Source organism: Sorangium sp. So ce887, from assembly GCF_051521455.1.
In the GTDB taxonomy this organism is placed as follows: domain Bacteria; phylum Myxococcota_A; class Polyangia; order Polyangiales; family Polyangiaceae; genus Sorangium.
Genome location: NZ_CP150354.1, coordinates 12,654,810 through 12,676,145 on the forward strand (window position 1 = coordinate 12,654,810; position 21,336 = coordinate 12,676,145).

Below are 21,336 nucleotides of genomic sequence, written 5' to 3' on the forward strand. Positions count from 1 at the left end.
GGCGCGATGTGTGTGTGCGCTGCTGTCGTTGCAGATGAGCTGGTGAGTACGTCTACACGGCTGGCCACACCGAGCCTGCGCGGCGGCGCTCGGCGTAGGCGTCGGCCGAGAGCGCGTAGCGCAGGAGCTCGTTCGACACCGGGTGCTGCAGGAGCAGGCGCGGCTCCTCGGTCGAGCGGGCGATGTCGCGATCGTACCGGCGGAGGTAGTCGATCGCGGCGAGCGCGTCGCCGCAGAGCAGATAGCCGATGCGGTACTCGCTCCGGCGCAGGCCGATGACGAACGCGCGCGCGTCGTAGGACACGGCGACGGTCGACGCGACCTCCTCGAGCATCTTGCGCTGCCGGCGGCCGATCGCCCGCTGCACGCCGGGGAGCATCTGCTGGGTGGCGTGCTCGCGCGCGGGCGAGACGGCGCCCGAGCCGAAGCCTGGATCGATCGTGCGGATCGCCGCGAGCAGCAGGCCGTCGGTGGCCTCGGCCGGGATCTCGTCGAGGAACGTGAAGCCGACCGCGACGCGCGCGAAGAGGCGCGCGAGCGCGAAGGTCTGCTCGAGCTCCGGGAGCTCGGTGAACGAGGTCGGCGCGACGAGGGCAGGGGGATCGCCCGGGAAGACGCGGGCGGCGCCCTGCCACGAGGGGACGAGGTAGAGCTCGAACGCCTCGATGCCGAGCGCCCGGCCGACCCGCTCGGCGAGCTGCCGCGTCGGGTGGTTGTCGCGCGGGCCGATCCGCTCGCGCGAGCTGATGCCGAGGTTGCTCAGCTCGAAGCGGATCGCCTTGGCGGCGATCGGCGCGATCGCGAGCGCCACGTCGATCCACGAGCTCCGGGCCTCCGGGAGGAGCAGCCGGCCGATCTCGGGGCCGGCGAAGGCCCCGGCGTACGGCGCCTCCGACGGGACGCGCCGGCCCCTGAGCCGGATCATGCGATCGGGCGTCACCTCGCCGAGGCAGGCGCGGACCTCCTCCACCGTGACCCGCTCCTCGGCGCGCCCGTCCTTGGCGAGCGCCGCCTCGAGCGCGGCGAGCGCGGGGCCCATGTCCGGCAGCCGCGTGATGACCTCCGGGTCGGCCGTGAGGACGTCCCGCAGCACCTGGACCGCCTCCGCGTTGCGCCCCGCGGCCTCGAGGCCGCGGCCGAGGGCGGTGCGCGACTCCGGCGGGGCGCCCGGGAGGGCGACGGCCTGCTGGAGGCGCGCGAGCCCGTCGCGCGGCCGGACGAGCAGGGTCGACTCGAGCAGGCCGAGCGTCGTCAGCCAGCGCGGATCGAGCGGGACGCGGCGGGTCCCGGCGAGCTCGAGCAGCTGCGCGAGCGCCTTGGCGTAAGCCGCCGCCCCCTCGCTCGTCTCGACGCGGTAGAGGCGGGCGAGCGCCGTCCACCCGCGCGTGTCGCCGCTCGGCGCGCTCACGATCGCGTCGCAGAGCGTGCGGACCATCCCCGCCGTGTCGCCGGCGTCGCGGTGGGCGTCGGCGAGGCGGAGGTCGGCCTCGACGCGCGCGCCCGCGTCGGGCGAGAGCTCGACGAGGCGCCCGAGCGCGCGCAGCGCGAGCGCGTGGTCGCCGCGCGTGACGCCGAGCTTGTGCAGCCGCTCCAGCGCGGGCCGGTTCTGCGCGTCGAGCGACAGGACCGCCTGGAGCGCGTCCTGGGCGAGCGCCGGGTTCGCGAGCGGCCCCTCGTACAGATCGGCGATCAGGAACTGCGCCGCGATCTTTGTCTCGGCGTCGGTCGCCGCGGCCACGGCGCGCTTCAGGGCGTCGCGGGCCTCCAGCCAGACGCGCTGCGCGGTGAGCAGCCGGGCGAGGAGGAGCAGCGCCGCCGCGTCGTTCGGGATCGTCGCGATGACGCGCCGGACGGCCGCGATGCCCACGCCGGGGTCGATCGCGCCCGGGCGGCCGTGGTGCTGCAGCACCGACCGGGCGATCTCGTTGCCGAGCAGCGAGATCGCCTCGCGGCTCGCGGCCTTGCCGAGCGCCTCGCCGAGGCGGTCGGCGAGCCGGTGGGGGTCGCCCGCGAGCCGCTGGGCGAGCGCGCGCGCCGCGGCGACGCAGCCCGGATCCGCGCGCAGCGCGCTCTCGTACAGCTCGAGCGCGCGCGCCGCGCCCTCGGGGGACGCGTCGTCGGCGGTGAGCTCCGCCGCGCGCACGAGGTGCATCGCGCGCGCGGGCTCCCCGAGGACGAGGTCGGCGAGCGCGAGCTGGGCGGTGACCACGCCCGCGCGGTCGCCGAGGCGCTGCGCGAGCCGGTCGAGCCCGCGGGCCGCGAGGAGGCTCTCCGGCCACAGCGAGAGGGCGCTGCGGAAGCCGGCGAGGGCGGCGTGGGCGGCGGCGGGGTCCGCGTCGGCCTGCGCCTCCGCGACGAGCGCCTCCTCGATGCTGTAGAGGGCGCGCGCGATGGGATCGTTCGTCAGCTCCCGGCTGTCGCGGATGGCGCTGGCGAAGAGGAACTGCACCCGCGCTCCGGCTGGATCGGAGGGGCCGTCCTTGCCGGCGATGCGGAGGATCGCCAGGTGCGCGGCCGCGTCCCGCGGCGCCTCCTTGACGATGCGCGCGAGCGCCTCGAGCGCGGCGCCCGGCCCGAGCTGCTCCTCGAGCGACGCGAGCTCCCAGAGCGCGCCGCCGCGCGCGATCGTGGAGGTGAACACGTCGGCCTCGGCGCGGAGGACCGTCGCGAGCGACGTCGGCGCCTCGAGGAGCCGGTAGAGCTGCTCCAGCATGCGGAGCGCGGGGACGTGGTTCGGCACGACGGCGACGAGCCCCTCCAGGATCTCGACGGCCTGGCGCGGGCTGTTCTCGGCGAGGACCAGCGCGAGGGAGATCCGGAGCGCGTGATCGACGAGCGCCGGCGGCTTGCGCTCGAGCCAGCGCGCGTAGAGCCCCGCGAGCTCGCTCGCGATCATGGAGTGGGACATCCCCGGCAGGCTGGACGCCGCGCGCGCGCCGAACGCCGGCCGCTGCGCCGCGGGCGCGCCGAGGCCCACGCCGAAGCCGGCGCCGCCGGCGCGGACGTAGATGCGCTCCATGGCGTCGAGGATCGCCGGGTCGGGCTGGCTGCTGGCGAGCGCGGCGTCGGCGCGGGCGAGGAGGCGCAGCGCGTCCTGATCGCGGCCGAGCGCGAGCTCCTGCACCTCGGCCGCCTGGAAGAGCAGCCGGGCGTGGTCGTCGGGCCGCTGCGTCTCGTCGGCGAGCGAGCTCAGCACCTCGACGAGCTTCTCGTAGTTGCCTGTCTCGCGGAGCAGCCGCGCGATCTCGATCCGGGGCAGCGGGTGGGAGGGCCGCTTCCGCGCCGCCTCCCGGTACGACTCGACGGCGCTGTGCGGCCGCTTGAGGCGCCGCTCGTCGAGCGACGCCACCTCGAGCCACAGGCTGAACGCCGCGTCGGTCGCGGGATCGCGCTGGATGAGCTTGAGCAGCGCGCGGCGCGCCTCCTCGTACCGGCCGGCGCGCTCGTCGAGGCGGACGCGCGCGCGAAGGGCGTCGGGATCCGACGGATCGATCGCGAGCGCGCGGTCGACGAGGGCCGATGCCCGGTCCCGATCGCCGAGCCGGAGCTCGGTCACGTCGGCGGCGCGCAGGAGGAGCCTGCGCTGCTGGCCCGGGCTCTCCGTGAGGTCGGCCTCGGCGCAGAGCGCGCGCGCGAGCCGCTGCGCGTCGCCTGCCCGCGCGGCGTTGCGCTGCAGCGCGAGGATCGCGGCGCGCCGCTCCGGGTCGATCTCGAGGATCTTCTCGATCTCCTCCACGGCGCGGGCGGGCTGGGCGAGCTCGTCCTCCCAGATGGAGACGAGCTTCTCGAGCAGCCCGATCTTGCGCGCGGGGTCCTCCGTCGCGCCGGCGGCCTGCGTGTAGAGGTCGAGCCGCGCCTGCACGCCGCGCGGATCCTCCTCGACGGCCAGGGGGGCCGGCGCGAGCAGGGCCGAGAGCGCGTCGAAGACGGAGCTGTTGCCCGGGTCGATCGCCCACGCGGCGCGCAGGATGGCGAGCGCCTCGTCGCGCCGCTTCAGGTTGTGCTCGGAGATGTCGGCGGCGCGCAGGAGCGCCGCGACGCGGACGTGCGTGGGCCGGTCCGCGTTGGCGACGGCGGTCCACACCTCCACGCGCTCGGCGTGGTGGCCGAGGCGCTGGAGGGCGCGGTCGAGCCGCTCCCGCGTCGAGCTGTCCTCGGGATCGAGCTCGAGCGCGCGCGTCGCGTGGAGCGCGGCCTGCTCCGCGTCGCCGAGGGTGTCGTAGAGCTCCGCGAGGCGGACGTGCTCGTGGACGATCGCCTCGTTGTCCGTGAGCAGCGCGAGCTCCTTCTGGCGCACGCTGGCGGCGAGCTCGAGCGCGCCGCTCGCCTCGAGCAGGCGGATCAGCTCGCCGACCACGCGCCGCGCCGTCGGCGAGCCGGCCGGGGCGCGCGCGGAGGCGCGCGTCAGCAGGGGCACCGCGTCGGCCGGGGAGCGGATCTTGTCGATGAGCAGCCGCGCCGCCGTGTAGAGCAGCCGTGACGCGCGCTCGTCGTCGCGCTCGTGCTCGGCCTCCAGGGAGAGCGCGCCGACGAGGCCGACGATGCCGTCGTGGTGCACGAGGTGACGGCGGAGCGCCTCCCGCACGGGGCCGGGCCCTGGATCGAACGCGATCGCGCCCTCGAGGGACGCGAGGGCGAGCTCCGGCTTGTGGAGCTTCCGATCGAGCACGGCGGCGCGCTCGACGTGGACCCAGGCGGTGAGCTGGCTGTCGCCGTCCGACCGTCCGCGCCCGGGGGCGTAGGCGTCGGCGAGGCGATCGAGGTGCACCGCGAGGTCCTTTGCGGCCTGCTCGGTGCCGCGCGCGCTCTCGCGACGGAGGGCGATCTCCAGCCCGCGCAGCGACGCGGCGTGGAGCGGGACGAGCCGCAGCGCCTCGGTGAAGGCGTCGCAGCTCTCCGGTGTCCGTCCGAGCGCCTGGAGCAGGCGCGCCCGCTCGGCGAGGAGGTCGGCCCGGAGGGCGTCGGTCTCGGCGACGCGGAGCTTGTCCTCGACGACCTCGAGCGCGACGGCGAGCTCGGTGCGCGCGTCGAGCAGGCGATGGACCCGCGAGAGCGCGGGCTCGAGCTTGCGGGACAGCTGCCGCGCCTGCTCGTAGGACCGACGCGCGGCGGTGGGGTCTCTGAGCACGCGCTCTTCATGGATGCCGAGCTCCACGAGGGCGCGCGCCGCGCCGACCGGATCGCTGCTCTTGCGCCGCTCGGCGCGCTGCTGGAGCTCCGTGACGAGGTCCGGCGTCGCGATGTGCGGGCTCTGCGGGGGCGGCTCGGGCGCGCTCGCGGCCGAGCGCGGGTTCGCGGGGAGCGGCGCGCTCGCGGCCGAGCGCGGGTTCGCGGGGAGCGGCGCGCTCGCAACCGAGCGCGCCGTCGCCGGAGACGGCTGGACGGGCGGGACGGCGGGCGTGAGCGTGGCGGGCGGCGCGGGCGCGGCGGGCGGCGCGGGCGCGGCGGGCGGCGCGGGCGCCGCGATCGGCGCGGGCGCCGCGATCGGCTCGATCGACTCGACCGAGATGGGCGTGGGCGACGAGCTCGGGTCGACCGAGATGGGCAGCGGCGTCGCGGTCGGGTCGACCGAGATGGGCATCGGCGTCGTGGTCGGGTCGAAGGCGACGGTCGCCGGCGATGCCTGGGTGGGTACGCCCGGCTGGGAGCTCGGCGCCGGCTTGCCCCCGGGGTGCGTTGCGGCGCGATTCGGGTTTGGCGGCGGGCGCTGGGCCGGGCCTCGAGGCGAGCGGGCCGGCGGCGGCAGCTCTTCGCGGGACACGGACGTCGGAGTGTCGGCCCGGCTGGAGCCGGGCCCCGACGCTTGCGCCCTGGGCGCGCCGCTCGGCAGCGGCGGCGGGGGCCTCGACGGCGGCGCCAGCGGCGGCGGCATCGAGCCGCTGGCGACGCTGCCGTCCTTGCGGCGGATCAGCGGCGGCGGCCTGCTCGGTCCTGCCGGCGCCACACTCGGGACAGGCGTCCGGTTCGGCCCCGGCGGCGGCGCGCTCGGCGGCGGCGGCGGGTTCGGTGGCGGCAGCGCGCTCGCACCTGCCGGCGGGTTCGGTGGCGGCAGCGGGCTCGCGTCCTCCGGCGCGCTCGGCGACGGCAGCGGGGTCGCGGTCGCCGTCGCATTCGGCAGCGGGGTCGCGGTCGCCGTCGCATTCGGCAGCGGGGTCGCGGTCGCCGCCGTCGCGCTCGGCAGCGGCGTCGCGGTCGCCGTCGCATTCGGCAGCGGGGTCGCGGTCGCCGCCGTCGCGCTCGGCAGCGGCGTCGCGGTCGCCGCCGCGTTCGGCAGCGGGGTCGCGGTCGCCGGCGCGTTCGGCAGCGGCGTCGCGGTCGCCGGCGCGTGCGCGGCCGGCGGCGGTTCGCCTTCCGGCGGCGCGTTCGCGTTCGGCAGCGCGCCGAGCTTCGGCGTGCCTGTGCCGACGAGCAGCGTCTTCGCGCCCGGATGCGGTTGCGCGCTTGCGCGCGTCATTTGAGCGTTGCCGGCGTTGGCTTCCCAGCCAGCTTCGTCCGGCGTTCCGGGCAAGCTAGGGAAACCAGGCCGGCGCGACGCTCCGTCTTGCGGATCATCACCGTGGGCCACCGCAGCGGATGCTACACATCCGCGCGCTCTCAATCCACAGTCCAGGTGCCCGCGCGAGCGACGCCGCGCTTGCCGATCCGGTGCGGGTCTACTTGTTGGGTGGCGCTGTCATCGTGCAGCGCAGCACGCCGAGCTTCATCGCCTTTCCGGCCGGGTGCGCCACGAGCAGCGCCTCTGCGGAGGCCGCGATGGGCTCGCCGCGCCCGAGCGCCGGCTCTGCGTGCAGCCCGTCTGCGAGCTCGCCCCTCGCGGTGAGCGCCGCGAGCTGCGTCGGCCCGGAAGCGTTCGCGATCGCGAGCCATGCCGCGGCGCCCTCGCGCCCGCCGCCGGGGCCTGCCCCTCGAGCGCTGGGGAGGAGCGCCGGGACCCCGGCGCCCACGCCCAGCGCCGCCTCGGGCGGGGCGTCCTGCTCGCCCGCGCCGCCGACGAGCACGCGCGGCTCGCTCGCGCCGCCGAGCCGCACAAGCACGGCGCTGATGCGTCCTCCGATCGAGCCGCTCGGGGTGTCGTCGTCGCGGAAGGCCAGGAGGAGGCCGTCGTCGTCGCTGAGCGTCAGGTCGTAGGCGAGCACGTGCCCGTCCCTGGGCGTGACCGCGCGCGGCGTGGAGGTGAGCGCGCCGGTCTCGTCGAGCGGGACCACCTCGAGCCACTGGTGGGTGATCGTCTCGCCTGCCGCGGCGGTGTCCTCGTTGCCGTCGCTCGGCTCGGTCGCTGCCTTTCGCGCCGGCTCCTCGGCGCGCGCGATGTACGCGAGCCAGTAGCCGCCCGGCCGGCCGATCACGCGCGGCAGCTCCGCGTCGGTGCTCGGCTGGGAGACGGGGCGGGCCGAGGTGACGGAGCGCAGCGTGCCCACGTCGGCGGACGCGAGCATGATCCGCGACCGCTTGCCGTCGCGGGTCACGTCGTCCCAGACGATGACCGCGCGCTCGCCGGACGCGGCGATGTCGAGCGCGAGCGACTCGTCCCGCCCCTCGGCGAGCTCGGCCCCCCAGGTGACGTGCTCCCCTTCGACCCTGGCGACCTTGATGGCGCGCCCGCCGGCGTTCGGCTCGAGCATCGCGGCGAGGATCGCGCCGCCTGCGCCGGCGACGACCGGAGGATCCATGTCGCCCCGCGATCGCGCGAGCCGGATGAGCTTTCCCTGCGCGCCGTCGGCCGAGAGCGTGGCCACCATCGCGACGGTCCCGCCCTCCGCCTCCCGCTGGGCGCCCACGGCGAACCCGCCGGCGAACGCCGCTCCGCGGCCGACCTCGACGGCGAACGGCGCGAGGTCCTCGGCGCTGTCCACCTCGCCGCCCCCCGCGCCGTCGGGCCCGCGCGCGGGCGGCGGCGCGTCGCCGATGACGAACGGCGCCGCGCTCGCGGCCGCGCAGCGCGGCGCCTTCGCCGCGCTCGCGGCGGGATCGGCCGGATCGCTCGCCCCGGGGATCGCGCTCGGCGCCGCGGCGGCGTCGCTCGCGGCGGCGTCGCTCGCGGCGCGATCCGGTGTCGAGCAGGCGCGCCACACCACGAGGCCTCCGACGGCGAGCGCGATGGCGAGGGCCCCCTTCCAGGCGACGCCCTCGGGCTCCTCCTCCGCCTTCGGGCGTCGATCCGCCGTCGGCGTGGGCGGGCGTCGATCCGACGTGGGCGGGCGGCGATCCGCGCTCGTGTTCCCCGGGGGGGCGCGGTGGTTGGGCTCCATGGGCGGTGGGTGTTAGCGCTGATCGCGGCGTGCGGGCAGGGGGTGGCGCGCCTGCTCGACACCGGAGCGCGCCGGTCCGGCCCGGCTTCCGCTGTCGATCCGGAGCGCGCGGGCGCGGCGGGCGGGGCCGCATCCACGAGAACTTTCCCTCCGGCGCCGGCGAGGGTATCGCCGGCGAGAGCGACGCCGGGGCGTCGCCGCGGGCCTCCAGCGCGGGCCGGGGTGGTGGTCGCATTTGCCCAGAGAGAGTTCACATGAGGACGGGAAGGCGGGAGGATCCTTGAGCTTTTCTTCCCGCCTTCCCGCCTTCATGTTCAAATTCGACCACCATCCGGCGCGGCGGGGGCCGAAGGCGCGTCCGATCTTCGTCATGCCCAGCCGTGCTCCTTTCACCACCTTCCTCCTCGGGCTCGTCGCGCTCTGCTGCGCGGCCTGCGTCGGCGCGTCGCCCACGCCGCTCGCCCCTGCGCTCCGCGGCTCGATCGGCGTCCCGCACCACGGCGTCATCACCGATGCCGTCGAGCTGCCGAGGCAGGGCGAGGGCTACCGCCTGCTCCGCAGCAACGGCGTCCGGTGGGGGACGACGGGGCTTGTCGCCGCCGTCCAGCGCGCCGCCGCGGAGGTGGCGCGCGCGCGGCCTGGCGGCGAGCCGCTCTTCGTCGGCGATCTCTCCGCGCGCCACGGCGGCGCCACCCGGGGGCACCGGTCCCACCGCACCGGGCGCGACGCGGATCTCCTGCTGTACGCGCTCACCCCGGACGGCCGCCCGGTGCGCTCGCCCGGCTTCGTCGAGTTCGGGCCGGACGGGCTCGCGCGGCTCGGCGACGGCGCCGCGGCTCCCGCGTCGTCCGGCGCAGACGGGTACGTCCGTCTCGACGTCGAGCGGGAGTGGCTGCTCGTGAAGTCGCTCGTCCGCTCGCCCGACGCGCACGTCCAGTGGCTCTTCCTGGCCCGCTGGATCGAGGCGCTGATCATCGAGTACGCCCGCGCGCTCGGCGAGGACCCGGAGCTCATCTGGTACGCCGAGAGCGTGCTGCTCCAGCCGGGCGACAGCACGGCGCACGCCGATCACATCCACCTCCGCGTCGCGTGCGCACCGGACGATTTCCTGTCCGGCTGCCTCGGCGGCGGCCCTTACTGGCCGTGGCTCCCCGCGGTCCCGCAGCTCGTCGCGCCGTCGGACGACGACCTCGCCGCCGCGCTCCTCGACGACCTCCTGCCCGGAGGCGCCGCTGCGGGCTCCCGCGTGGCGGCTCCCGACAGCGCGCTGTGAGCCACCTCTTCGCGCTTGGCGACGCCGCCGACGTCTGCGCCGCGCTCCCCTCCGAGGTGCGGTTCGATCTCGTCTACCTCGATCCTCCCTTCGGCGTCGGGACGACGATGACCGCGCGGGCGGCGCGCGGCCAGGCGCGCGGGCGGCGCAGGCCGGAGAGCGGCCCCGACGCGTACGACGATCGCGCGAGCGCCGACGCCCTCGTCGCGATGCTCGCCCCGCGCCTCGAGGCCATCCGCGATCGCATGGCCGCGGGCGCGACGCTGTACCTGCACCTCGATCACCGCGCGGTGCACGACGCGAAGGTCGCGTGCGATCGCCTCTTCGGCCGCGGCGCGTTCCTCGGCGAGATCATCTGGGCTCCGGGCAACGGCGGCCGCGGCGCGCGCGGGTTCTCCGTCACGCACCAGACGATCCTCCTCTATGCCCGCGCCGCGAGCGAGCGCGGCCAGGTCGTCTACAACGCCGCGGATCCGATGCTCCGCGAGCCCTTCGCCGAGACGAGCCTCGCGATGCATTTCAAGCACCGCGACGACGACGGCCGCCTCTATCGCGAGCGGGTCCTCGGCGGCAAGGCGTACCGGTACTACGCCGACGAGGGCCGCCGGCTCGGGAGCGTGTGGACCGACATCCCCGGGATGGTCGCCAACACCCCGCTGCGCCGCGAGGCCACCGGCTACCCCACGCAGAAGCCGGTGCGGCTATTGGAGCGCATCGTCCGCGCGTCGTCCGCGCCCGGCGCGACCGTCGCGGATCTCATGTGCGGCAGCGGCACCACGCTCATCGCCGCGGCGCGGCTCGGCCGCCGCTTCGTGGGCGGCGACCGGAGCCCGCTCGCCTTCGCGACGGCGCGGGAGCGGCTCGACCGGGAGGGGGTCGCGTATGCGGTGCACGAGGTCCCGGCGGCGCCGGGCGACGGCGCCGTGCCCTAGTACTACAGCCGCACGTCGCGGAATCTCCGCGGATTTCGATGAGCGGGCGGACGATCGTGACGCTTGGCTCCTCCGCACACGGATGGAGCCCAGCTCGTTCGGTGCTCACCGACGTGCGGCTGTAGTACTAGAGCGACAAACGGGTTGAAATCCCGAAAAAAAGCAGAAATTTCACAGGGAGGCGGGGAGGCGGGGAGGGAGAGACGGCGAGGGAGAGATTCTTTTTTTTCTTCCTCCCCGCCTCCCTGTGAAATTTCTCCCGGTTTCAACATGATTGGTGCTCTAGCGGCCGAATGGCGTGAGGCGACCCGAACCGCGCGTCGCCGCGGCGTCATCCCCCTTGAAAAGCCGTCCCGGGACGCGCAGACACCGGTTTCAACGCTTGAAATGGCCCACTCGGCTACCGAGTGACGCATTCCGCCGCTTGAGATGGCTCACTCTGGCATCCAGACGTCCATTTCAACACTTGATGTGGCTCACTGTGGCGACGAGCCATCGACTTCAACGCTTGAAATGGCCTCCTCGGCGTTCGAGAAGGCCGTTTCAACGCTTGCATCCACCGTTGCAACGACCGGTGCCTCCTGCCTCGACGCGCGCAACGTGGCGCTGAACCCGCGACCCCCATCCCGCCGGAGTCGTCGCAGCGACCCCTTGAGCGCCGCGCGGGCCGGATCTCCTCCGGGCGCGGCCCCTTGTCAGACGAGATCGTCGATCGGCCCCGCGCCCTGGCGGACGACCTGCACGTCGCCCTGGCTCAGGTCGATCACGGTCGTCGGCACCAGCCCGCCGGTCCCCGCGTCGAGGACGAGCGCGAGCCCCGGGAACCGGTCGTCGATCTCGCCGGGATCGATGATCGGATCCTCGCCCGGGGGCGCGGCGGTGGTGCTGATGAGCGGCCGCCCGAGCGCGCGGACGAGCGCGAGCGCCACCGGGTGGTTCGGCACCCGGATGCCGACCGTCTTCTGCTTGAGGTGCACGTACTTCGGCACCTCGCGCGTGGCGGGGAGGATGAACGTGTACGGCCCGGGCAGGAAGCGCTTGAGGATGCGGTACGCCTGGTTCTCGACGATCGCGTAGCGCGCGATGTCGCTCAGATCGGGGCAGATGAACGCCAGGTTCTTGTTCTGGCGCATCCCCTTGATCTGGTAGACCCGCTCGATCGCCTGCTTGTTCATCAGGTCGCACCCGAACCCGTAGACGGTGTCGGTCGGGTAACCGATGACCTCCCCCTTCTGGATGAGGTCGATCGCTCGCGCGATCTTGCGCGGTTCCGGATGATCGGCGTTGATGGGCTGAAGCACGGGACCGACACCATGGGGCCGCCGGACCGGCTCGGCCAGTGCTGGCCGCGCGAGGAGCGGCCGGCGCTGGATAGCCGAGGAGCGGGAGCTGGGGTGAAAAGGGGGTGGGGGCGAGACCCCGAGAGACGAACCGGTTGCGCGCTGGTCGCTGGGCCGCTGGCAAGGCGCCGCGCGCGAGGAGGCCGTCAGGGGCCCTGACAGGGCCGCCGACGTGCGGCGCTACTCCTTGAGCGCCTCGCTGCCGCCGATGATCTCCATGAGCTCCTTGGTGATCGCCGCCTGCCGCGCCTTGTTGTACTCGAGCGTCAGGCTGTCGATCATCTCCTTGGCGTTCTTGTTCGCGGCATCCATCGCCGTGAGCTTGGCGCCGAGCTCGCTGGCCATCGACTCGTAGAGCGCGCGCAGGATCGAGATGTCCAGGTACATCGGGACGAGCCGCTCCAGGAGCGCGCCCTTGTCCGGCTCGTAGAGGAACTCCGACGTCGTGCCGGAGGGCGAGGCGTGGCCGCCCTCGCCTCCCTGCTCCTGCTTCTTTTCCTGCTCCTGCTCCTGCGCCGGCCCGCCGGCGGGCAGGAGCCGTTCGACGACGACGGTCTGCGTGATGGCGCTCTTGAACTCGTTGTAGACGAGGTAGATCGCGTCGATCTCGTTCTTGTTGAACGGGGCGAGGAGCTTCGCGCCGACGGCCTGGGCCGTCTCCAGGTTGAGCTTGTCCCAGACGCCGGGCAGGTACTCGAGAATGGGCGCGCTGCGGCGGTTGAAGTAGTCCCGCCCCTTGCGGCCGATGATCGCGAGCTGGACCTCCTGACCGGCCTCGGTCCGGCTCTTCCACTCGCGCTCGGCGCGCTTGTTGATGTTCGTGTTGAAGGCGCCGCAGAGGCCGCGGTCGCTCGTGAGCACGAGGAGCAGCACGCGCCGCTCCGGGCGGGCCACGAGCAGCGGATGCGGCGCCCCGTCGCTCCCCGCGAGCGCGCTCGCCTCGCCCTCCGCCCCGGTCCCCGCCGCCGCATCCGCCGCGGCAGCCGTGACGGCGTCGCGCGTGATCTCCCAGAGCACCTCCTGCACCTTCACGGCGTAGGGCCGGAGCTCGGTGATGCGCAGCTGCGCCTTGTTGAGCTTGGCGCCCGCGACCATCTTCATGGCGCGGGTGATCTTCTGCGTCGACTTGACGCTCGAGATCCGCTTGCGAATGGACTTGAGGCTGGGCACGGTTGCCTACTTTTCCTGGGCCTTCGAGGCGCTCTTCCCGCTCTTCGACTTCGCCTTGGGCGCCGGCGGCTCGTCCTCGTCGCTCGCCTCGTCCGCGGCCTCGGCGGCGCCCGCGGCGTTCGCGCCGCTCGCGTCCATCACGAACCGCTTCTTGTAGGCCTCGATCGCCTTCGTCATCCGGGACTTGAGGTCGTCGTCGAGGGCCTTCTTCTCCCGGATGTCCGTGAAGATCTGGGCGTGCTTGCTCTCCACGAACTTGTAGAGCTCGTCCTCGAAGCGCGAGAGCGAGCTCACCGGCAGGTCGTCGAGCAGGCCCTGCGTGCCGGCGTAGATGATGAGGATCTGCTTCTCGACGGCGAGCGGCACGTACTGACCCTGCTTCAGGATCTCGGTGAGGCGCGCGCCGCGCTCGAGCTGCGCGCGCGTCTTCGCGTCGAGATCCGAGGCGAACTGGGAGAACGCCGCCATGGCGCGGTACTGTGCGAGGTCGAGGCGGAGCGTCCCGGCGATCGACTTCATCGCCTTGATCTGCGCGTTGCCGCCGACCCGGCTGACCGAGATGCCGACGTTGATGGCCGGGCGGACGCCGGAGTAGAAGAGGTCGGCCTCGAGGAAGATCTGCCCGTCCGTGATGCTGATGACGTTGGTCGGGATGTACGCCGACACGTCGCCGGCCTGCGTCTCGATGATCGGCAGCGCCGTGAGCGAGCCGCCCGACTTCGGATCGCGGACGATCTCGTAGTCGCTCGCCTTCGCCTTGTCCGAGAGCTGCTGCTCGAGCTTCTTGATCTCGTCCTTCTTCTCTTCCTTGCGCGAGAGCTCGAGCTTCTCGAAGACGGCCGCGTCGACCGTCTTCCAGAGCGAGTCCTTCGCCAGGTGCATCCCGTGCGCGCCGACGTGCGCCTTGCCGTCGACGCCGCGGTACGCCGGGTCGCCGCCCTCGATCTTCGTGCCCTTCGCCACGACGTAGAAGATGTCGGCCATCTTCGCCGCGCGCTCGAGGAGCCGGGAGTGGAGGTAGAAGACGTCGCCCGGGTACGCCTCGCGGCCCGGCGGGCGGCGGAGCAGCAGCGAGAGCTGGCGGTACGCGACCGCCTGCTTCGACAGGTCGTCGTAGATGCACAGCGCGTGGCGCCCGCTGTCGCGGAAGTACTCGCCGATGGTCACGCCGGTGTACGGCGCGATGAACTGGAGCGGCGCGGTCTCGCTCGCCGTCGCGGCGACGATGATCGTGTACTCCAGCGCGCCGTGCGCATCGAGCCTGTCCACGACCTGGCGCACCGTCGACAGCTTCTGGCCGATCGCGACGTAGACGCAGATGACGCCCTTGCCCTTCTGGTTGAGGATCGCGTCGACGGCGACGGCGGTCTTGCCCACCTGCCGGTCGCCGATGATGAGCTCGCGCTGGCCGCGGCCGACAGGGATCATCGCGTCGATCGCCTTGATGCCGGTCTGCATCGGCTCGGTGACCGGCTGGCGCTGGATGATGCCGGGCGCCTTCACCTCGACGCGGCGGCGCTCCTTCGTGTCGAGCGGCCCCTTGCCGTCGATCGGCATGCCGAGCGCGTTGACGACGCGCCCGAGGGTCGCCTCGCCGACGGGCACCTCCATGATGCGCCCGGTGCGCCTCACGGAGTCGCCCTCCTTGATCATGCTCGTGTCGCCGAAGAGGGCGGCGCCCACGTTGTCCTGCTCGAGGTTCAGCACGAGCCCCATCAGGCTGCCCCCGTCCGAGCCGGTGAACTCGATGAGCTCGCCGGCCATCGCGCGGCTCAGGCCGTGTACGCGGGCGATGCCGTCGCCCACCGTGAGCACGGTGCCCGTCTCGGTGACCTGAGCGGCCTTGTCGATGTTCTGGATTTGCTTCTTGATGATCTGAGAGATCTCTTCGGCGCGGAGCTGCATGCGGAGTCCTCTTTCCGGAGACGCTTGGGCTTCGGAATCAACGTCGTCAAGGCAAGGGGGCGGCGAACGCCGAGCCCCGACCTCGTGTGAAACAGGGGCGCGTGCTCGCGTCCCCCTCAGGTTCGGAGCAGGTTGTCACGGAAGGTCGACAGCCGGGTCCGGAGGCTGCCGTCGATCACCTGATCGTCGATCTGGGTGACCACGCCCGCGATGAGCGAGGGATCCTGCTTGTGGATGACCGAGATCTTCCTGCCGGTGGCCCTCTCGAGCTCGGCCCGGAGGCGGTCGAGGTAACCGTCGCTCAGCGGGCCCGCGCTCGTGACGACGGCCCGGGCGAGGTTCTGCTCTCGATCGACGAGGAGCGCGAGCTGCCGGGCGATCTCGGGCAGCGCCGCGAGCCGCCGGCGACGCGCGAGCAGGAGCAGGGTGTTCTTCGTCACGTCCGAGAGGCCGGCGCGGGCGCCGATCTCGCGGAGCACCTCCTCGCGCTGGGCCTCCGGGATGAGCGGGTTGTCGAGGACCAGGCGGAGCTCCTCGCTCGCCGCGTACGTCGCGCTGGCGTCCCCGATCTCCCGGGCGAGGGCCGCCAGGGTGCCGGTTTCCTTGCCGATCTCGAAGATCGCGCGCCCGTAGCGTCGGGCGACGGCCTCGTAGCTCATATCGCTGCTCCGGTGGTCTGGGCCCCGCGGGTCGCGCCGGCGGAGACGGCCGCGGGGATGGCCTTCAGGTACTCTTCGTTGGCCCGATCGAGGTCCTCGGCGCCGACGCGCTGCCGGAGCAGCGCCTCGGCGGCGGCGACGGCGCTCTGCACCGCCTCCTGGAGGAGCATGGCGTGCGCCGACTTGAGCTCTTGATCGATGCGGAACTCGGCGTCGCGCCGCATCCGGACGCGGCGCTGCTCCGCCTCGGCGAGCACGTGGGCCTTCTCGAGCTCGGCCTGCGCCGCGTGCTCGGCCTTGAGCTCCGCGAGCGTCTCCTCGAGGCGCGTGAGCTTATCCTCGTAGTCGTCGAGCCGCTTCTCGGCCTCCTGCTTGAGGCGCGACGCGTTGTCGAGCTCCTGCATGATCGTCTGCTTGCGCTTCTTCAGCGCCTCGGCGATCGGCTTCTTCCCGAAGCGGACGAGGATGAGCCCGAGCAGGCCGACGTTCAGGACCGAGGCGAGGAACGGCGGCGGCTGGTTCTTCGGGTCGCAGGGGTTCTTCTCGTTGTTGTAGCGCCAGAGCAGCGAGTTGATGCCGCCCTTGGCGGCCGCCTCGTTGTTCACGCCGATGAGCCCCTGCCACCAGTTGACGTGCGGCGGCGGATCCGTCGGGCCGTGCCCGGGGCAGTGCTCCTCCCCGTGCGACGCGTGCTCCGCGGGCGCAGGCGGCGGCGCCGGGCGCGCGCGCTGCATGCCGCCCTGCGGCGGCCGGAGCCCGTGGCCAGGCGGGAGCGGGCGGCCGCCCGGGCCGAGCGGCCGGCCGGGCTGCGCATCCCGCGGGCGGGGCAGCACCTGCGGCGAGCCCGGCTGGGCTGCCCCGGGCTGGGCCGGCTGGGCCCCGACGGGCGGGTGCCCGGGAGGCATCGCCGGCTGCGCGGCCGGCTGCTGCGCGAGGGCCGTGCCCGCGGCGAGCGCCGCGGCCAGGCCGAGCGCGAGCGATGAGCGGCGGAGCGGCTTCTTCACTGGCGCACCTCGCGGCCGAGCATGCTGGCGGCGATCTCCGCCGCGAGCGCGGGCTGGGCGGCGGTGAGCTCGCCGCGCATGCGGGCGACCTCGGCCGCGATCTTCGCCTTGCCGTCCTCGAGGATGCGCGCGGTCTCGACGCGGGCCTCGGTCATGATCTGCGCCTCGATCTTCGCGGTCTCGGCGCGGAGCCGCTCGCGCTCGACCCCCGCCTCGCGCCGGACCTTCTCGATCTCGGTCTCGTAGCGGGTGAGCAGCTCGCCCGCGCGCTCGTCCATCTCGCGCGCCTCCCGCTTGGCGCCGTCGGTGCGCCGCTCGCGCTCCTCGAAGACGCGGAGCAGCGGATCGAACAGCAGCGGCTTGAGCACGACGATGAACGTCGAGAACAGGACGACCTGCGCAAGGAACGTCAGATCGAAGTCGACGGCGATGGCGCCGGACGCGAGGAGAGGGTGCATTGCGTTCGGGTTCACGGGTGCTTGTTCGGCGACGAGGGCGGCGCAACGGGAGCTGCGCGCCGCGCGCCCCCCGGGAGGGGCGGTTTCGCGAGCCGGCACCTAGCACGTGTCAGTCAAAGCTGGAAGGGCTCTCGGCAGGGCGGCCGGGCCCGCCTCGTCGAGGCGCGATGCGCTCGCGAACCTCCGGCGTTCGCCGTGCGCCGCGCTCGCTCGTCGGCGCGAGCAGGTCCCTCGCCGCGCGCGGTTCGTCGCGCGTGGGAGGAGACGCCAGGCTAGAGGCTCGCGAGCGACCGCAAGAGCTCGCCGAGGCCCGCCTCGAGATCGGCCTCGCCGGCGCGCCTCGACGTCGGCGAGCGCGGCGCGCTGTCCTCGTCGCGGAGGGCCTCGGCGGCGCGCGGATTGCGGAACCAGTCCTCGTCGAAGCGCTCGATCAGGTCGCGCCGATCGCGCGCGGCCAGGAGCGCCCCGGCGAGGCGGGTGGCCGCGCCGGGATCGAGCGCCGGGACGACGCCGGCGAGCGCTCCCGGGATCGGCGCGCCGATCGCGCGCGCGGTCGCCTCCTCGAAGCGATCCCTGCGGTCGCGCGCGGCCCGGAGCAGCACGTGCCCGTCTCCGTCCTGGCCCGAGCGGAACACGAGCGCGACGGTCGCGGCGTCGAGGCGGAGCGAGAGCAGGAGGCTGCGGGCGGTCGCGCGCGCCTGATCGAGCGCGCGGCCTTGGCCGAGCCCGAGCGCGCGGGCGCAGAAGATGGGATCGGCGACGAGGCCGCCGAACAGCGCGGCGCGGCGCGCGCGCCGTAGATCGAACGGCGCGTGGGCGAGCGCGAACGGTCCGCGCCCCGAGGCGAGCGCGAGCGCCGCGCCGAAGCGGGCGAGCGCGCGCGCGAACGAGGCCGCGCCGAGCGGGCGCGGCAGCGGTCCGAGATCGATCGCGAGGCCTTCGGTGAGCTTCGTCGGGCGGAACAGGTCCTCGATCCACCGGGGGCTGAGCCGCGCGGGCCACCCCGACGCGGCGTCCCGGCCCACGGCGCGTCCGAGCGCGCCGTACCAGGTCGGCTCGGGCTGCAGCGTGGGCTCGGTCCGGTGCAGCAGCGCCTCGGCGGCGCCGAGCGCGGCGCCCGGAGGATCGCAGGGGATCTCGATGGCGCGGAGGCCGTCCTCCGCGAGCAGCCGCGCCGCCTCGTGCCGCCGCTCGACGAGGACGCGGGCGGCGTCGGCGACCGCTCCGGATCCGCGGGCGAGCACGTCGGCGAAGGTCTGCCGTCCTGCGTCGGTCGGGTCGGCGAGCAGCCGGAGCCGCGCCTCGTGGGGCGACACGCGCGCCGGCTCGGGCAGGTCGATCGTGAGCGACGCGGCGTGCCATGCGGCGGCGAGCCGGACGCGATCGGCCCAGATGACCCGCTCCAGGGTCAGCAGACAGACCCAGTCCGCGAGCGGGGCGGCGAGGCCGAGCGGGTCCGGCGCGGCGGGCGACGCCGGGCTCGCGAGCCCGAGCTCCGCGCCGAGGCCGGGGGTCTTGCCGGTGAGCTCGAGGTAGGTCGTCCGCGCGCTGACGCGACGGAACGGAGCGAGCGGGTTCTCGAGCCGGGCCCTCGCCTCGGCGGCGCTCGGGCTGTCCTTGTCGGCGGCGGGCGGTGCCGGACCGCGCCGGGTGAGGTCGCCGAGCGCCGTGCGCCACGCGCGCGCCGCCCGAGCGACGTCCTGATCGAGGCGGATCATATCGATGTCCATGCTCACCTACCCGTGCACCGCGGGTGCCGTCCCGAGCCGCCCGGCGATCTCGCCCTCGGCGCGCGCGAGCTCGGCCAGCCGGCCCCGCGTCGCGCCCTCGTCGCCGGCGATCTCGACGGCGAGGTCGACGAGGGTCCGGTAGTGCCGGGCCTCCGACGCGAAGAGCTCCTCGTAGAGCGGCGCGAGCTCGTGCGCGCGCGCCGCGAGCCCGTCGGCGAGCAGCCGGAAGCGCTCGCAGGAGCGGGCCTCGATGAGGGCGCCGACGAGCAGCCGATCGATGAGCGCGGCCTTCGCGTTGCGCGCGCAGGTGCTGGAGGCCGCCTTGCGCAGCTCGCTCGCGTAGACGTCGGTCTCCGGCTTGCCGAGCGCGAGGCCGCGCTGCTCGATCACGTCGAGCAGCGCGCGGAAGTGCCGGAGCTCCTCCTCGGCGAGATCGACGAGCGCCCGCGCGAGGCGCGGGATCGACGGCCAGCGCGCGGCGAGGGACAGGGCGTTGGACGCCGCCTTCATCTCGCAGTGGGCGTGGTCGGTCAGGAGCGCCGGCAGGTCGGCGAGCGCCACGTCAGCCCAGCGTGGATCGGTCGGTAGGGTCAGGCACAGCACGTAGGGCCGACCTAGAGCAGGCGCGGCGCGGCGAGAAGGGGGAGGCGGGCCTCGACGCGGGCGCGGCGGCCTGCGGTCGGGCCGCGCGACGCGCTCGCGCCCGCCGCCGCGCGCCGGAGGCGCCGTCAGGACGACGGGACTAGAAGCCGTCGGACGTCGCTCGGGTCAGCCCGCTCGATTCGAGGTGGTACGAGAGCCCGACCACGAACGTGGTGGGCCCGCCGCCGGCGAGCGCCCGCCGCACGGTGCCCTCGACGGCGAACTGTGGGCCCACGTAGGCGGCGCCGAGCGACAGCGCGTGCTGGCCGGCGCCCTGGTCGAAGCGGTAGCCGGCGCGGAGCGGGAAGCGATCGGCGACGAGGTACTCGCCGCCCGCCATGAGGCGGTAGGTGGTGTCGCGGTAGGAGTTGAGGTCGGCGAGCCCGTCGACCTCGATCGAGAGGTCGTCGGTGCCGAACCCGATGCCGCCGCCGACCGTCGTGGGGAGCAGCCCGTGGTCCGGGTAGGAGAGGTTCTGCCCGACGGCCGCGATGTAGAGGTTGTCGGTCGCCTTGACGGTGAGGGCGGCGTCGAACGTGAACTCGTCGACGAAGGAGTGCCGGCCGACGACCTTTCCGTCTTCCCGTTCACGCAGCCCGCGCGAGACGTAGCTGTCGCCGAGGCCCCCCTCGCGCAGCGTCCCGTCCTGCGTGATCTTGGCGTAGCGGCCGGTGACCCCGACGAAGAGGCGCTCGCTGATGGGGTAGGCGAGGGCCGCGCGCGCGTCGAGGAACGAACGGTCGATCCCGCCGCCGTCGACGAAGCCGCCCACGAAGGAGATCGCCCCCGCGAGCTTCCCTGTGACCGAGTCGACGACGACGCCGCCGTAGGTGTGCCGGCCGGCCTCCGGGCTGCCCTGGAAGAGCGCTTGGAGGTGGTAGACGCGGGTCTCCACCATGGCGGACGGGTTCAGGAAGACGGCCGAGGTCCCGTTCCCGAGGGCGCGCAGCGCGCCGCCGAGGGCCGCCGCGCGGGGCGTCTCGCTCTCGCCGTAGGCGTAGGCGAGCTGGGGCGGCAGCTCCTCGGCCGCCGCCGGCCCCGCGGCCGCGGCCAGCGCGAGCGCGCCGGCTGCCGAGAAGGCCCTGGCCCGCGCGGAGCTCGCCGACCGGCACGACGGCCGCTCCGGCCGATGAGCGAGGAGTGCCCCCCTTGTCAACCGGATCCCCGACGCCATCGCTTCGCCATACCCCAGACCGGGGCCCTGGGGGCAACTTCTCGGCCCCCGAAAATGGCTCCCGGCCGGTCGCTCTGTGCTGGACGACCTCCGCATTCCTAAAAAAGCTGGAAAATCCGCCCCCTTCAGCCTCTTGACGACGAGATGAGCGGGTTTTGCTCTGCCATCGTGAGCGCGTCGTGAAAATCACCGACCCGCGTCGGGAGTTTTGGCGCCTTGTGTCCGAGGGCCAGAGCGGGGCGGACGCGAACCCGTTTTCGCAGTGCGCCACGGACTGAATTTACACCAGTTATATTCGATACTTGAATCAAGTTTCGCAGTTGGGGATAGACGCCCGGACTCACCCGGTGCTACCTCGGATTCGTCCTCGGGGCGGTCCTGTGCCGCACCGGGTCCTCCAAAGGGTGGCTCCGAAAGGGGCGCTGCGGGCTACCGAGCTCTGTGAGGCGGTATGGGGGACGGCTGTGCCGATCTGTCTTCCAATGCAATGGACCTCGACGCGACGGTTGCACCCCCACCTCGATCGGCGTGCTCGGCTGAGACCGAGCCCAGCGCCGGTGCAGTGGGGCCGTACCATCGACCCGCATTCTGTGGAGGCATGCGGACGATTTTCCGAGGGCGAAGCGGCCGTGGGCGGACTGTTGAAAAGTCGACACGCCCTTCGATTACATTCAGAATAACATAGAGATCTCCAGGAGTTAGAGGCGAGTCCTCGCTGTGAGACCTGTGGATAAGTTGGGGGCGACGGTTCTTCGGTCGCCCCCGAAACCTATTTTCGTGGAGCGGACTTCAGAGCAGCG

At 73.8% G+C, this 21,336-nt stretch carries 14 protein-coding genes; 3 read left to right on the forward strand and 11 right to left on the reverse strand.

Annotation, left to right across the window (positions count from 1 at the left end):
• Positions 1-52: 52 nt before the first annotated feature.
• On the reverse strand, positions 53-5,581 hold the full coding sequence (locus WMF36_RS47425; RefSeq protein WP_437577480.1) for a tetratricopeptide repeat protein: 5,529 nt from the start codon (positions 5,579-5,581) through the stop codon (positions 53-55).
• Here WMF36_RS47425 and WMF36_RS47430 point away from each other — a divergent pair.
• Complete coding sequence (locus tag WMF36_RS47430; protein ID WP_437577481.1) at positions 5,514-6,458, forward strand: hypothetical protein; 945 nt, start codon at positions 5,514-5,516, stop codon at positions 6,456-6,458. The genes WMF36_RS47425 and WMF36_RS47430 overlap by 68 nt on opposite strands.
• Positions 6,459-6,653: 195 nt before the next feature.
• Here the strand turns inward: WMF36_RS47430 and WMF36_RS47435 are convergent, their stop codons facing one another.
• Complete coding sequence (locus WMF36_RS47435) at positions 6,654-8,249, reverse strand: hypothetical protein (RefSeq protein WP_437577482.1); 1,596 nt, start codon at positions 8,247-8,249, stop codon at positions 6,654-6,656.
• A gap of 280 nt (positions 8,250-8,529) precedes the next feature.
• Between WMF36_RS47435 and WMF36_RS47440 the strand changes: the two genes are divergently transcribed.
• Together WMF36_RS47440 and WMF36_RS47445 are read left to right on the forward strand one after the other, a co-directional pair.
• The gene (locus tag WMF36_RS47440; RefSeq protein WP_437577483.1) at positions 8,530-9,522 is read left to right on the forward strand and encodes a penicillin-insensitive murein endopeptidase; all 993 of its coding nucleotides are present in this window, start codon (positions 8,530-8,532) and stop codon (positions 9,520-9,522) included.
• Positions 9,519-10,454, forward strand: a complete 936-nt coding sequence (locus WMF36_RS47445) for a DNA-methyltransferase (RefSeq protein ID WP_437577484.1) — start codon at positions 9,519-9,521, stop codon at positions 10,452-10,454. Before WMF36_RS47440 ends, WMF36_RS47445 begins: the two co-directional genes overlap by 4 nt.
• Positions 10,455-11,149: 695 nt before the next feature.
• Here the strand turns inward: WMF36_RS47445 and WMF36_RS47450 are convergent.
• The 9 genes from WMF36_RS47450 to WMF36_RS47490 all read right to left on the reverse strand — a co-directional run bounded on the left by WMF36_RS47450 (position 11,150) and on the right by WMF36_RS47490 (position 20,536).
• The gene (locus WMF36_RS47450) at positions 11,150-11,755 is read right to left on the reverse strand and encodes an L-threonylcarbamoyladenylate synthase (RefSeq protein WP_437577485.1); all 606 of its coding nucleotides are present in this window, start codon (positions 11,753-11,755) and stop codon (positions 11,150-11,152) included.
• A gap of 219 nt (positions 11,756-11,974) precedes the next feature.
• On the reverse strand, positions 11,975-12,964 hold the full coding sequence (atpG, locus tag WMF36_RS47455) for an ATP synthase F1 subunit gamma (RefSeq protein ID WP_437577486.1): 990 nt from the start codon (positions 12,962-12,964) through the stop codon (positions 11,975-11,977).
• A gap of 6 nt (positions 12,965-12,970) precedes the next feature.
• Entirely contained in the window at positions 12,971-14,869 is a 1,899-nt protein-coding gene (gene atpA / locus WMF36_RS47460) for a F0F1 ATP synthase subunit alpha (RefSeq protein ID WP_437577487.1), read from the reverse strand.
• A gap of 116 nt (positions 14,870-14,985) precedes the next feature.
• A complete protein-coding gene (gene atpH / locus WMF36_RS47465) occupies positions 14,986-15,528 on the reverse strand; it encodes an ATP synthase F1 subunit delta (protein WP_437577488.1) in 543 nt (180 codons plus the stop codon).
• Complete coding sequence (locus WMF36_RS47470; protein ID WP_437577489.1) at positions 15,525-16,532, reverse strand: F0F1 ATP synthase subunit B family protein; 1,008 nt, start codon at positions 16,530-16,532, stop codon at positions 15,525-15,527. The genes atpH and WMF36_RS47470 overlap by 4 nt, the downstream gene beginning before the upstream one ends.
• A complete protein-coding gene (locus tag WMF36_RS47475) occupies positions 16,529-17,005 on the reverse strand; it encodes an ATP synthase F0 subunit B (protein ID WP_437577490.1) in 477 nt (158 codons plus the stop codon). Before WMF36_RS47475 ends, WMF36_RS47470 begins: the two co-directional genes overlap by 4 nt.
• A 257-nt stretch (positions 17,006-17,262) precedes the next feature.
• Positions 17,263-18,720 (reverse strand): hypothetical protein, encoded by a 1,458-nt coding sequence (locus tag WMF36_RS47480; RefSeq protein ID WP_437577491.1) that lies wholly within the window; start codon positions 18,718-18,720, stop codon positions 17,263-17,265.
• A gap of 6 nt (positions 18,721-18,726) precedes the next feature.
• A complete protein-coding gene (gene miaE, locus WMF36_RS47485) occupies positions 18,727-19,323 on the reverse strand; it encodes a tRNA isopentenyl-2-thiomethyl-A-37 hydroxylase MiaE (RefSeq protein WP_437485105.1) in 597 nt (198 codons plus the stop codon).
• A 139-nt stretch (positions 19,324-19,462) separates the two neighbouring features.
• Positions 19,463-20,536, reverse strand: coding sequence for a hypothetical protein (locus WMF36_RS47490; RefSeq protein ID WP_437577492.1), 1,074 nt, complete (start codon positions 20,534-20,536; stop codon positions 19,463-19,465).
• Positions 20,537-21,336 lie beyond the last annotated feature (800 nt).